Below are 14,165 nucleotides of genomic sequence, written 5' to 3'. Positions count from 1 at the left end.
AGAAATATAAGTTTAATTTAATATTCTGCTATATAAATATAAAATAATCTTAAAAACACGTATTTATAAGATATAAAAAACGCAGTTCATTTCCTGCGTTTTTAAATTGATTGATTTGGATTCATATCTACTTCATATTTTTGAATATAATCAAGTGTTTGTTTCAAAAAATCTAATTTTTCATCCAATCGTTTTTGGCAATTTACAAAGATTTCTTTTAATTCATCAAAATTTTGATTCTTCTGTGCTTCGTATAACGCACTCTTGTATTCTTTTGAATAGACATCATCAATCATGATTAAATCTACACCATTTTCGATACATTGCTTCAGTATCAAGAAACGACCTATTCTTCCGTTTCCATCTTGGAAAGGATGAATATTTTCAAATCTAGCATGAAACTTAACAATAGCATCAAAATCTTTTTGAGAGTCATTCCACTTCTGAATTAATTCTTCCATTCGTCCTTCAACTTCCCATGGTTCAGCCAGTTTTAAATCTACACCGGAAATTTGATTTGGAATCTTTTTCCAGCAGCCTGCAAATCCTCTTTCATGATCTAGTGTTCTGTCTTTTAACATTCTATGAAAGTCTAAAATAAGTCTTCTGCTTAAAGGCTCACCTAATGTTTCAACTACATAATCAAAAAGATCTGTTGAATTTGTTGTTTCTAACACATCATCAATTTTGTGACTACCTTCAATAATCTGTTCATTTAAATACTTCTCTAAATTTTCTTTACTAAAGGTACTTCCTTCTAATTTATTAGAATGATATAAAAATTCTGTCTTGACTGATTGATATGCTGAATTCGGAGTATCTTTTAAAAACTGTATAGTTTTTGCATCAATAATCATGATTTTTCTCCCTTCCTACTCGTATTTTATTATAGCATACGGCAGACGTAAAGTCCGCAACCTAATTTAACGGAAAATCAATCAAAATTAAAACATACCTCAAATAATCAAATTAAATGACTTATCATATCATTAAAGAGTCGTAGTTCTACTATTTTTATCTTATGAGTTCAAAATCAATAGAATTCTTTCTGCTTAAGCAGAATGAATAATTTACTTTTGACTATTTTACTTATAGTTATTTTTATAGTTCTTCATCTCTTGGAGAACTTTCCTATTAAAAAAACACCGTAAATTTTGATTTTCTGACGGTGTTTTGTGTAGTTCAAATGCTCTTCAATATCTTATAAATCTGTTTTTTTAAAGAGTTTAAAAATATCGGATACAAAAGATTGATTATTTATTTTCTCATCTACATATTGTTTAAACTTATCTGTATCAATCGTATGACCTATAAAGATATTTTTGTAATTAGGATACTTCTGTTCCATCGTTTCACGAGTAATAGAATAACTGCTGCCGCTAAAATTATAATTGAGATATTGGAGATTTTCTATCAAGGCAAAAGAAGATACAGAATTATAAATCAAAGCTTTTTCAATATAGGAATTTTCATTTTGATACCAGTCTGTAAAATGATAACTTATCGTGATTCCATTCTTTTCTGAATCAATTTCAAACACATAACCATATTCAGAAAGAGGTAATGCATCTATAAGATTTCCTGTATTGCTGTTGTCTCCAACATAGTTACTTTTATATTCTATAAGATGTTCTATATCACTTTTATCCATATCAAAAGGACTTACTGGTACTGTATCAATTGTATATTGTTTTGTACTATCTATTAGATAATATTCATTTGGTGTATCTGCATTTATTCGATATACATTATAAAACAAGTTTTGGTATTCAATAAGTTTACTTTCATTAAATACAGTTGTCGTTTTATACCTGTAAACTGGTGGTCGTTTATACTGCACTACTCCAATATAATCCACGACAAAGAAAATTCCTAAAAGCACTAAAAATACAACAATAGAAATTATCCCTTTTTTCCAAAATGATGAAAACTTTAATTCTCTAAACATACCTGTAACTATCAGCAAAAGCCCTGCAATGGAATAAATTTCTCCCCAGCTGCTTTCTGAAGGAAATATGTTAAAGGCACAAATGCAGACGAAAATACCAGCTGCTGTGATACACATAGAAATTTTTTTATGTTCATATTTCATTTTTTTATCGGTGTAATCAATCGTATCTAGTATATTTTGTTCCATATATACCATTGCGTTTTCTTTCTCAATCGTTTCCCCAGCTAATAACTCATTCAAAGAAATTCCTAGCTCTTTGCTGAGAGGTTCCAAAAGAGATAAATCTGGCATATAATTTCCATTCTCCCATCGAGATACTGTTTTATTGCTTACCCCTAGTTTTTCTCCAAGCTGTTCTTGTGTGAGTCCCTTTTTCTTACGATTTACCGCAATAAATGCTCCGATTTTTTTACTATCCATAATTCCAGCTCCTTTCATAAAAATATTACTCAATCCTGCATAAATTGAACACCCCACAAATAGCGAATCACTTATAATACTCCTACTTTTCTTCAAAAAAAAGAGATTCTTTCAGTCCAGGACTGCCAGGTTTACCTCTGTAAAAATTTCTAAAAAAACCGAAGTATATGCTTATCTATTAAGCAACAACTTTCGGTTTTCACAAAACTTTTATAAACATTTATAAGTTTTCAATGTCATTTCCATTACATGCAATGACTTTTTTATACCAGTAGAAAGAGTCTTTCTTCAAACGATTCTTTGCCCCATTTCCTTCATCATCCATATCCACATATACAAAGCCATAACGTTTTTTCATTTCACCGGTTCCTGCACTTACTAAATCAATGCATCCCCATGGCGTATATCCAATTAAATCTACACCATCTTCTTCAACAGCTTTTTTCATTTGTATAATGTGATCACGCAGATAATCAATACGATAATCGTCATGAATGCTTCCATCACTTTCTACATGGTCTTCTGCACCTAATCCATTTTCTACAATCATCATAGGGATTTGATATCTATCCCATAACAGATTTAAAGAAATACGCAATCCTTTTGGATCGATTGGCCATTTCCATGCGCTTTCTTTTAAATATGGATTCGTAGCTGTTTTTATTCCATTTCCTAATGCGCTCTTTGCATCTTTTCTTGTTGTAATTACTCCTGAATTATAATAACTAAATCCAATATAATCCACTTTTCCATCTAAAAGTGTTTTCGCATCATCTTCTTCCTGATTCACACAAATTTGTTTTCTTTCCCATTCTTTTAACACATAAGATGGATAATACCCTCTACACTGTACATCACTAAATAAGTATTTTAATCTTCGAGCTACCATCATTTCCATTTCTACATCATCTGGATTACAAGTTTCCGGATAAGTCAAAATATGTGCCAACATCATTCCTACTTTATTTTCTGGGTCAATTTTATGTCCTAACTGTACTGTTTTTGCACTCGCTATAAAAATATGATGAAGTGCTTGATAGTATTTTTCTTCATTCATATCATGCACACCCAATGTATCATATCCACGAAGAAGATTAATTTCATTAAATGTCATCCAGTAGTTTACTTTTCCTTTATATCTTGTAAATACCGTTTCACAATAATGAAGGAAAAAATCTATAAGTTTACGATTATACCATCCATCATATTCTTCACTAAGATGAAGTGGCATATCAAAATGATTTAATGTTACAACTGGCTGAATTCCATGTGCTAAACATTCATCAAATACATTATCGTAAAACTTTAACCCTTCTTCATTAGGTTCTGTCTCATCTCCTTTAGGAAAAATACGTGTCCAGGAAATAGACATACGGAAACAGTTAAATCCCATTTCTGCCATAAGTGCGATATCTTCTTTATAATGATGATAAAAATCAACAGCCTGATGACTTGGATAATACATCGTTTCATCTAAAACTGCCTTATAGGAAGAAGGGACTTTTTCACTTCCTCTTAAATATACAATATTATTGTCTTCATCTAGAAAACTATGTTTTCTTGGACGTGTCAAAGAACCATTTGTTTTTGTATCTGAAGTTGCCAGTCCTCTTCCTCCTTCTAAATATCCTCCTTCATATTGGTTGGCAGCCGTAGCTCCTCCCCATAAAAAACCTTCTTTAAACACACAAATACCTCCTCTTATTATATGAATTTCTATACCTTTACATATTATAAAAGACAGAAACGGATATGTAATCTGTCTTTTATGTATTATTTATTTACTTTTATAGATTCGTATAAATCAATGAACTGTGTCGCAATAATTTGAAATGCTTCTGCACTCATTAATTGATCTTCCGCGTGAATCAACAATAAATTAGCTTGTACTGATTCCCCACCTGCTTCTTTTTGAATCAATTCTGCATGTGCACTATGACCTTGTACAAAAGCTTCTTCACCTTCTTTAATCATCTTTCTTGCTTCTTCAATCTTACCCTGCTTTGCCAGCTCAATCGCTTCAATATACATGCTTCTTGCTGTTCCTACCGCAGAGATAATTTGAAAGCTAATTAATTCAAGACCATTCATTCTAATCACCTAATTTTTCTTTTACAAACTCAATTACTTTCTTTCCATCCATAGTTCCATATGCCTGCATATCAATTGGTTCTACAATCTTATTTGGAAGTTGTTTCTTTACATTATTTAATTGAAATCTAACCTGTGGTCCTAATAAAATAATATCTGCATCTTCTCCATATTTAGATGTCTCCGTTAATGCATGCGCATTAATTTCACATGTGTATCCAATCTTATCAGCATATTCTTTCATTTTTGTTACTAAAATACTTGTACTCATTCCTGCTGCACAAAATAAAACAATATTTCTCATTTCTATATTCTCCTTTTCTTTAACCGCTTTCATTATATTTAAATAATCGTCTATATTTTTTATAAATTATAGAATTTTATCAAAAATTATATTTTATTCTCAAATTCTTATATTTCCTTTATACTATAAGTATCTATAATATCAAGGAGGTTTCTATGATACAAACTAAAAAAGAACTTATCTTATTACTTCCACAATTTTATGACACATTGCACCTTCCTGTTTTTTTACTCGATAAAAACTTACTAATACAACATCAAACATCTGCTTTTCCATCTTTAAAAATAGATGCTTTTCAAAAAATTCTTTTTGATAAACATATTGATAAATCAAAAATAAGTTTCTATTTTAGCTATAATACTGTATATATGTTTTTTCCATTTAAATTAGAAAATATATGTTATGTCTGTTTAGGCCCATTAGTAATTAAAAAAGTAACTGCTCATGATAGTCCTAATAATTACGACTTTCTAAAACAATGCATGCAAACTATTTCATCAGACACATTTCTGGGACTACCTAGTGTCAGTCAAAATATATCTAATATTTATCATCTTGTTTATACGGTGATAACCGGAAATGTTATTAGTAAAGAAGAGTTAAAAGAAAGCTTTCATAAAAGTGAAAGTCATTTAAAAATGGATAATGCTTTACAGTACGAATCTTTTTCAGTTAGAGAAAACCCTCTTCATAGTTATAGTTATCAATATGAAGAGAAAATATTAAAATATATTTTAAATGGAAATAGCACAATGGCTCGTGTAGTATTAAAAGATCTATTACAAATCAAAGATGGAATTGAACTCTCTACAAATCATTTACAAAGTGCAAAATACAAAGCAGTATCTGCAGTTACTGTTTTTACAAGAACAGTTATCAGTGCAAATGTTTCTATTGCGAAAGCGTATGCTTTATCTGATGTTTATATAAAGCTTATTGATCATTGTGAAGATTTACACCAAATATTAAAAACAATTAATGATGCAATAACTGATTTTACCAAACTAGTACAACAATATAAATATTTAGATACTCCCCCATGGATAAAAAAGATAAAAGAATACATATCTCATAATTTACATCAAGATATTACTTTATCACAACTTTCTGAAGTAACAGGAATGAACCCATCCTATATGTCTGCGCAATTTAAAAAAATAACCTCTCAAACCATTAAAGAATATATCCATACATTAAAAGTTCAAGAGGCTCAATATCTGATTAAGAATACTAACTATACATTATCTGAAATTGCAATAATTTTAAACTTTTCAAGTCAAAGTCATTTTAATTCTATATTTAAAAGAATCACCAATCAAAGTCCTATGCAATTTAAGAAAAATAAAAATTAATGTTCTTTATGTCTTTCAATATAATGATAATATGCACCTAGTAAATTAGCATCATTGTTATACTTGCATTTATCTAATTCTGCATGGGGAAATTTAAATGGGAATGTTTTATAATATTCCTCATAAGCTTTTTTTAATCCGTTCAAGTAAATTGGATTTTCACTTGCTCCTCCTCCAACACATATTTTTTCTGGATCATATACAATTTGAATATTATATAATTGCTGAGCCACTTCATAACAATATTTTTCAAAAATCTCTGTGGCTACAGAATCATTTTCTTCAATCCACTGAAAGATTTCTTTTCCATCTTTTGTGTCAATTCCTTTTGCCTGGGCAATTCTAGAAACTAAGTTATATACACTTCCAATGCTTCCAAAAGTTCCACCTGTGGCATGAGAAAGTTTATCTTTTGCGAAAATAATGCTTAGTTCTCCTGCAATCAAATGTGACCCTTTATGAATACTTCCGTTAATAATGATAGCGCCACCTACACCTGTACCAAATGTAATGACAAGTCCATTTTTAACCCCCTGCATATTCCCAATTTTCATTTCACATATCGCACCACATCGTGCATCATTTTCTATTTCAATCGGAAGATTGAAATATTTTTCCCATTCCTTTACATCTGTATGGTTGTTATACAATAAGCTTCCACCCATAGCGATATACTTCTTATCCACATGGATAACACCAGGCATACTGAATGCAATTCCATCTATATTATTCATACTTTCTAAAACTTTTTTAATCTGTCTTAAAAAAGCTTCCTGTGTATCTCTTGGTGTATCAACTTTTCCTTTTTGTGAAATTTCTCCATTTTCAATCACACAATATTTTATGAAAGTACCCCCAACATCAAAGGATGCAATTCTCATAATTTTTCTCCTTGTGATGCAATAACATCTTTATACCAGTAGAAAGATTTCTTGCGATAACGAGCAAAGTTTCCATTTCCTTCATCATCACGATCTACATACACAAAACCATAACGTTTTTTCATTTCTCCTGTACCTGCACTTACTAGATCAATACATCCCCAAGGTGTATATCCAATGACATCTACTCCATCTATGAGAATAGCTTTTTCCATTTCTAAAATATGTTCCTTTAAATAAGCAATACGATAATCATCTTCTACATGCATTTGAACATCAGGTTGATCATTATATCCTAATCCATTTTCTACAATAAATAATGGTACTTCATAACGTTCATAGAAACGATTTAAAATATATCTTAATCCCTTCGCATCAATTTGCCATCCCCATTCACTTGTGGCAAGATACGGATTTTTTACACCTTTAGAAACATTTCCTTCTGTCATTTCTGCACTTTGATCTGTCGTAGATGCACTGGATGAATAATAGGAGAAGCCAACAAAGTCAACTTTTCCTTGTTTCATAACTTGCAGATCTTCTTCACGAATATCTAACTTAAATCCTTTGCGCTCTACAATCTTCTTTACATAATGAGGATAATATCCTCTTACTTGAATATCACTAAATGCAAATGTTTTTTCTCGCATCATTTGCTCTGCCAACTCTACATCTTCAGGTTTTGCGGTCATAGGGTATTTTACAAGTGTTAAAACCATACATCCTATTTTATTTTCAGGATCAATTTCATGCCCTAACTTTACGGCTTTTGCACTTGCTACAAATTGATGATGTGCTGCCTGATAGCTTCTTTGTTCAAAATCATCTCTTGCTCTATCTAAAACACCCGCAATTTCAGGCATTAGAATAACGGAATTGATTTCATTAAAGGTCATCCAATATTTAACTTTACCTTTATAACGATTAAAAATAACTTCACAAAAATTCATATAGAAATCAATCAATTTACGATTTGCCCATCCCCCATATGCTTTTACTAAATGTAATGGCATTTCATAGTGAGAAATTGTAACAACAGGTTGAATATTTCTTTCTAGCATGGCATCGAATAAACGATCATAAAACTCTAATCCTTTCTCATTTGGATATTCTTCATCTCCATTAGGAAATATACGAGTCCATGCGATAGAAGTTCGAAAACACTTAAATCCCATCTCCTGGCATAAATCTAAATCTTCTAAATAATGATGATAAAAATCGTTACCTGTATGATTTGGATAGTAAACACCTTCTTGAATACCTGGAGTAAAATGGCGAGAAACGCCTTTTTTACCTCCAGCAGCAATATCCATTAAAGACAATCCTTTTCCATCTATATTATAAGCACCTTCTGCCTGATTTGCAGCAATAGCTCCTCCCCATAAAAAATCTTTACTGAGCTTCATTTAGTTCCCCTTTCTCAGCTTCTAAAGCTGCTTGCTCTTCTTCACATGCTTTTTTATCTGCTATCTTAAAGAATGGATAATATATAATAATATTTACTACAAGCAATAGAAGAAGCATTACTAATACTTTAATACCTCCAGCTAAGAACCCTCGAACAAAGAATGGAGTTGTAAATGGCAATAAAGACATCGATGGATTAAAATCAAAAGTAATAAACTGCATTGCGAATAATCCTAATAAACCTAAAATTGTACTACTGAATACCATTGGAATAAAGAAAGTTGGATTTAACATTAATGGGAACCCAAAAATCATAGGTTCATTAATATTGAACAGATTTGGAATAAAGGCAACTTTATTCAGCTGTTTATAACGTTTACTTTTTGCACGAAGCATACAAAAAGCTAAACCAACTGTATTCCCATTTCCACCAAATGATGCAAACATTGATACTAGTGCAACTGTTAAATACGTTAATGGTTCTCCAGCAGCTAGATCTTTCATGTTTGTAACGATTAATGTCATCTGCAAAGGTACAAAAGGTGCGTATACCGTATTTGGATGAATCCCAAAAAACCAAAGAAGATTTGCAACAAAATATAATATAAGAATTGTAGGTACAGATAATCCTACTTTAATTAACACATCTCCAATCGTAGAGGAAAAGAAATTTAAGAAATCTCCATATGGAGTAAATCCAAAACCAACACGAATAGCAAATGCAACTAATACTACAATCATAGAAATAAAGATTGGTTCAAAAGATTCGCTAACCATTGGAGGTACACCATCCGGCATTTTAAATTTTAATCCTTTTTTAGATAAAGCATGATATATATGTGCTGTAAGTAAAGAAATAATTAATGCTACTAAAATACCATTTCCACCTAAATTATCTAACTGAAATGCTGCAATAGCTACCCCATCTTTTCCAATAACAGTTTGTGGTATTACGACAAGAAAGCTTAACAAACCTAAAAATCCACATGATAATGCATTATCATTCTTACGTTTTGCAAAACTATAAGCTAAAGAAAAAGACACATATAAAGCTAAAATATTTAAACTGGCATTTAATACTGCCTGCATATGGTCATATATACCAATACTTTTTAGCCAATCTGCATACCAAGTAAATGGAAGATTTGCTAAAATTGCAAAGAAACAAACTCCAAATGTAACAGGACCTGTTCTCATGAACCCTTCTGCAATTGATTGAATCGTATCATTTTCACTCATTTTTTGTGCAATAGGCGATATAAACTTATTTAAGAATTTTTCAATTGTTTCCATTTATTTTCTCCTCACTTTTATCACGACTTGACGAACAATTGTGCGCGCTTTCATCTTGTCAACGGCTACATTATACTGTCACACATGTATGATTTTATCAATTATTTTTGATTTTTTATATATTTTTTAGTTTTAGATCTAAATCATCGATTACTTATGAAGATTTCGAATTCTATATATCATAAAAAAAGACAGTGATACAGTGCTGCGACTACCTTCACTTGTCTTTTAAAATCTTATATATAAAAACAATTAATAAATTAAATTATCTTCTTTTTTCAAAGAAATTCCTTTCAATATCTCATCCACAATGTGATAACATTCTTCATCTGCATATTTCTCCGGTTTATGTGCATCCAGTCCATAAATACATTTCACATCATACTGAGAAGCAATTTCCCAAAATTTTCGATATGGATAGGTATAACGATATTCTTTCCCTAGCTGTCGTTTTCCATAACGAAGTCCATTTAAATTGATTTCTAAATACACATGATGTTTTTCTGCACTTTTGCAAATGATATGTGCTGCTTTTTCACATGCTTCATTCCATTCTTCTTTTCCAAACATAAACAAGTCTGGATGTGCAATGATATCTGGCAGTTCTTTTTCACATGCTTTTTCAATTAAAGAAGCATATTCTAAGATATCTTCATCACTGGAATGTGTATAGAAATCCTTCCCATACAAGCAGGCATCATGCTGTCCTAAAAGCATGTAATCCATATCATTTTTATACTGTTTTAATTCTTCTAAATGACTTTCATAATACTCAAATTCTAAACCTAATGAAATATGTATCTGATCTTTATATTTTTCTTTTAGTGCTTTTACAGAGGATATATAATCCTGTAACTCTTCCTTACGCATTCTCTCCCCTGCACTATATCCATTCGTATAGGGTGCATGATCAGAAAACCCTATATGTGTATAACCATTTTTGATAGCTTCTAGTACATAAGCCTCATCACTTCCCTGTGCATGTCCACATCTTTCAGTATGCGTATGATAATTGAATTTCTGCATATACAATACCTCCCCTTCATAATCATAATGTTTCTAATCACATAAAGACTATAAAAATTTCTTATAATCGTTTTTATGATAAATCTATGTTTTCTTCTTATACCTTCTCCCTTTTGTAGAACCATCATCAACAACGAATTTACTTTTAACTAATTCATTTAATAATACTTTAATTCTTCTATCTTTTACATCTAATACAGCCATGAAATCACTCGCCTTATACCAAGTATCATCTTTCATAAAATTCAAGATTTTATCATACTGCATTTGTGTCTTCTTTGTTACTTTTTTATCTGAAAAATTTCTGGCACTTTTTTCTGGCACTTTTTTTCTGGCACTTTTTTTACAAATTGCATAGTCAACAATGTACGATCTGGGTCAAACTTTTCTTCAATTATCGGTTCAACCCAACCTCCATTTTTTCATATAAAGTTAAACATTTACATCATTTTATCTAAAACATCTCCTCGATACACCTTTTATTTTTGAAATTGAAAATTTCTTATTTATGATAGCACTCGTATCATGTGATGTTTCTGTTAAATAACAGGCTTCCTTGTTCCATGCCCTTACTTTTCTATAACTCTTCTTTATATGTAAATCCTAGCCCTTGTACTTCGTTAGTATCTGTCACAATCACAAAAGCTTCTGGATCTATATGGGATACGATCATCTGTAAATCGTGGAGCTGTTTCTTCACAATCACAGCCATAATAACTGGACGTTTTTCTTGAGAATATCCACCAACTGCCTGTAATAATGTTGTACCTCTATTTAACTCTTTATGGATATACTCCATGATTTCTTTATGCTTGTTTGAAATAATCATCACATTTTTGGCTTCCTGTCCACCAATCATCAAGGTTTTATTAATCATAAAACTGCTTACCCATACAGATAAAATCCCCATTAATGCTGGCTGCAACCCATATACCATTGCCCCTAACAAAACAGTTAACGCATCAATCAACATGACCAGGGATGGCAAAGGAAGATGCGTATATTTATTCAAAATTAATGGAGGTATATCCATTCCACCTGTACTGGCACCAGTACGAAATACACATCCTATTCCTATTCCCATTAAAGCCCCACCATAAATCGTAGCTAAATACTTATCCATGATAAAAACATCTGCCCCAATCACATGATTAGCCAAATAGGAAAATAAAGAAAGAAACATAGGATATGCAAATGTACTGAATATGGTTTTTGCCGCAAAGCGTTTCCCTAAGATAACTGCTCCTAAAAGAAACAAAACAACAGTTAATACATTAATTACAATTTCTGGAGAAATATGAAAAATAGGTTCTATGGCAATTGCGACACCCGCAAGTCCCCCTGTTAAAACATCATTCGGAAGAATAAACCATGCTACTCCAATCGCAAGTATGATATTTCCAGCTAAAAGCCAGCATGATTCGATTAATAATTCTGATTTTTTTAAGGAAAACATAAGATCACTTCTTTCTATACAAAAAGATTATAACATAAGAAAAGGATTCCAGGTTTCTAACAATAACCTAAAATCCTGAAAAAATTTCTTGCAGGAAAGAGCGGGGCTGTACCTTTGGAACACAGACACTATATGTCTCCAATGTTCCATGAATTTCACTTCCTTTTCCATTTCCTTGTACTATATATAACTGATTGTTTTTCCACTCTGCCTTTATATCCTTAGCAAACTCAAAATGATCCAGATTATTCATGACCATGATTACATAGGAATCGCTATGTACCCCACTTACCAGGTCATTATAGACATCCTGGACTTTTTCCTTGATTTCATAACTTGCATTGTTTTTTGTATCATAGCATATCGTATATAAAAGTTCACTTTTTGAATCGCATACGATTATACATATAAGCAAAGCTGCCCAAATTCCAGTTAACCACTTTAATGTTTTCATTGTTTCACTCCTTGCATCATGAAGTATAGACAGCGCTTTCACTTTTATACTGTTAACTTTTATTTTTTTACTGGACTTTTTACTTCTTTATGATAAAATACCCTAGGAAATTATGTTTCCCTATCATTATCATTTAAATTATGGAGGTATACTCGTATGATGAATTATGACTTGCTGATTATCGGTGCTGGACCTGGTGGAATCTTCTCTGCCTATGAAGCAAAAAAATTAAACCGTGATTTAAAGATTGGTTTATTTGAATCTGGAAATTCTTTAGAAAGAAGAAAATGTCCTATTGACGGAGTAAAGATCAAATCCTGCATCAACTGTAAAACTTGTGGAATCATGAATGGTTTTGGTGGTGCTGGAGCTTTCTCTGATGGAAAATACAACATCACTAATGAATTCGGTGGTACTTTGTATGAATATGTTGGAAAAAAAGAAGCTATTGATTTGATGAATTATGTAGATCAGATCAATGTGGAAAATGGAGGACAGGATACAAAGCTTTACTGTAATGAAAATTCTCACTTGAAAAAAGTATGTATGCAGAACGACTTGCATCTATTATCTGCCAATGTTCGTCACTTAGGTACTGATATCAACTATATCGTATTAGAAAACCTGTATAAACAGTTAAAAGACTGCGTGGATATTCACTTCAATACACACATTGATTCTGTAGAAAAACTGGAAGATGGCTATCGTATTACTTCTGGTGATTCCAGCTGGACAGGAACTACCTGCATCATCTCTACTGGACGCAGTGGAAGCAAATGGATGGGAAATATTTGTAAATCATTAAATATCAAAACAAAAAGCAATCGTGTAGATATCGGTGTACGTGTAGAGCTTCCGTATGCGATTTTCTCTACACTGACAGATGAATTATACGAAAGTAAAATCGTATATCGTACAGAAAAATTCCAGGATAAAGTTCGTACATTCTGTATGAATCCAAGAGGTGTTGTCGTTAGTGAGAACACAAATGGAATCGTAACAGTTAATGGACACAGTTATGAAGATCCTGCACGCTATACAGAAAATACAAACTTTGCCTTGCTGGTATCTAATCATTTTACAGAACCTTTCAAAGACAGCAATGAGTATGGAGAAAGCATTGCACGTCTATCTAACATGCTAGGTGGCGGTGTTATCGTACAGCGTTTTGGAGACTTGATTCGTGGACAGCGCTCTACGGAAAGCAGAGTAAGAGAAAGCTTTGTAACTCCAACCTTAACTGCTACACCTGGAGATTTAAGTTTGGTCATTCCAAAAAGACAGCTGGATGATATCATCGAAATGATTTATCAGTTGGATAAAGTAGCACCTGGAACTGCAAATGATGATACTTTATTGTATGGAGTAGAAGTTAAGTTCTATAACTTAGAAGTAGAACTAGATAAAAATCTTGAAACATGTCATAAAGGATTGTATGTCATTGGAGACTGCAGTGGAGTAACTCACTCTTTAAGTCATGCCAGTGCAAGTGGTGTTTATGTAGCTAGACACTTATACGGAAACAAATAG

14 protein-coding genes are annotated in these 14,165 nt (G+C 31.7%); 2 read left to right on the top strand and 12 right to left on the bottom strand.

The window, feature by feature from the left end:
• Positions 1–101: 101 nt before the first annotated feature.
• From A9CBEGH2_RS10210 to A9CBEGH2_RS10190, 5 genes are all read right to left on the bottom strand, one after another.
• Positions 102–857 (bottom strand): Fic family protein, encoded by a 756-nt coding sequence (locus A9CBEGH2_RS10210; protein WP_163104714.1) that lies wholly within the window; start codon positions 855–857, stop codon positions 102–104.
• A gap of 344 nt (positions 858–1,201) precedes the next feature.
• A complete protein-coding gene (locus A9CBEGH2_RS10205) occupies positions 1,202–2,371 on the bottom strand; it encodes a type II toxin-antitoxin system RelB family anti-toxin (protein ID WP_163104712.1) in 1,170 nt (389 codons plus the stop codon).
• Positions 2,372–2,591: 220 nt separating this feature from the next.
• Complete coding sequence (locus tag A9CBEGH2_RS10200) at positions 2,592–4,058, bottom strand: family 1 glycosylhydrolase (RefSeq protein WP_163104710.1); 1,467 nt, start codon at positions 4,056–4,058, stop codon at positions 2,592–2,594.
• An 86-nt stretch (positions 4,059–4,144) separates the two neighbouring features.
• Positions 4,145–4,462: a PTS sugar transporter subunit IIA gene (locus tag A9CBEGH2_RS10195; RefSeq protein WP_115716161.1), complete on the bottom strand. Its 318-nt coding sequence runs from the start codon at positions 4,460–4,462 to the stop codon at positions 4,145–4,147.
• A 1-nt stretch (position 4,463) separates the two neighbouring features.
• On the bottom strand, positions 4,464–4,766 hold the full coding sequence (locus A9CBEGH2_RS10190) for a PTS sugar transporter subunit IIB (RefSeq protein ID WP_115716163.1): 303 nt from the start codon (positions 4,764–4,766) through the stop codon (positions 4,464–4,466).
• 155 nt (positions 4,767–4,921) lie between these two features.
• On the opposite strand from A9CBEGH2_RS10190, the gene A9CBEGH2_RS10185 reads away from it, so the two are divergent.
• Positions 4,922–6,118: an AraC family transcriptional regulator gene (locus A9CBEGH2_RS10185; protein WP_115716165.1), complete on the top strand. Its 1,197-nt coding sequence runs from the start codon at positions 4,922–4,924 to the stop codon at positions 6,116–6,118.
• Here the strand turns inward: A9CBEGH2_RS10185 and A9CBEGH2_RS10180 are convergent.
• The 7 genes from A9CBEGH2_RS10180 to A9CBEGH2_RS10150 form a co-directional block, all read right to left on the bottom strand.
• On the bottom strand, positions 6,115–6,999 hold the full coding sequence (locus A9CBEGH2_RS10180; protein WP_115716166.1) for an ROK family protein: 885 nt from the start codon (positions 6,997–6,999) through the stop codon (positions 6,115–6,117). The two genes, A9CBEGH2_RS10185 and A9CBEGH2_RS10180, sit on opposite strands and share 4 nt — an antisense overlap.
• Positions 6,996–8,405: a 6-phospho-beta-glucosidase gene (locus A9CBEGH2_RS10175; protein WP_115716168.1), complete on the bottom strand. Its 1,410-nt coding sequence runs from the start codon at positions 8,403–8,405 to the stop codon at positions 6,996–6,998. The genes A9CBEGH2_RS10180 and A9CBEGH2_RS10175 overlap by 4 nt, the downstream gene beginning before the upstream one ends.
• Entirely contained in the window at positions 8,392–9,699 is a 1,308-nt protein-coding gene (locus A9CBEGH2_RS10170; protein WP_115716169.1) for a PTS sugar transporter subunit IIC, read from the bottom strand. Before A9CBEGH2_RS10170 ends, A9CBEGH2_RS10175 begins: the two co-directional genes overlap by 14 nt.
• Positions 9,700–9,951: 252 nt before the next feature.
• Positions 9,952–10,725 carry a histidinol-phosphatase gene (locus tag A9CBEGH2_RS10165; protein WP_118361396.1) on the bottom strand — a complete coding sequence of 258 codons (774 nt, stop codon included), beginning with the start codon at positions 10,723–10,725 and terminating at the stop codon, positions 9,952–9,954.
• Between the two features lie 84 nt (positions 10,726–10,809).
• A complete protein-coding gene (locus A9CBEGH2_RS10160; protein WP_232057278.1) occupies positions 10,810–11,049 on the bottom strand; it encodes a hypothetical protein in 240 nt (79 codons plus the stop codon).
• 253 nt (positions 11,050–11,302) lie between these two features.
• Positions 11,303–12,181 (bottom strand): YitT family protein, encoded by an 879-nt coding sequence (locus tag A9CBEGH2_RS10155; protein WP_118361400.1) that lies wholly within the window; start codon positions 12,179–12,181, stop codon positions 11,303–11,305.
• 67 nt (positions 12,182–12,248) lie between these two features.
• Positions 12,249–12,635: a multidrug transporter gene (locus A9CBEGH2_RS10150; RefSeq protein WP_118361402.1), complete on the bottom strand. Its 387-nt coding sequence runs from the start codon at positions 12,633–12,635 to the stop codon at positions 12,249–12,251.
• A gap of 156 nt (positions 12,636–12,791) precedes the next feature.
• Here A9CBEGH2_RS10150 and A9CBEGH2_RS10145 point away from each other — a divergent pair, with 156 nt between their 5' ends.
• Complete coding sequence (locus tag A9CBEGH2_RS10145; RefSeq protein WP_456298097.1) at positions 12,792–14,165, top strand: NAD(P)/FAD-dependent oxidoreductase; 1,374 nt, start codon at positions 12,792–12,794, stop codon at positions 14,163–14,165.

The organism is Amedibacterium intestinale, from assembly GCF_010537335.1.
In the GTDB taxonomy this organism is placed as follows: domain Bacteria; phylum Bacillota_I; class Bacilli_A; order Erysipelotrichales; family Erysipelotrichaceae; genus Amedibacterium; species Amedibacterium intestinale.
Note: the sequence above shows the minus strand (reverse complement) of the source record. Positions and strands in the feature narration are given on the sequence as shown.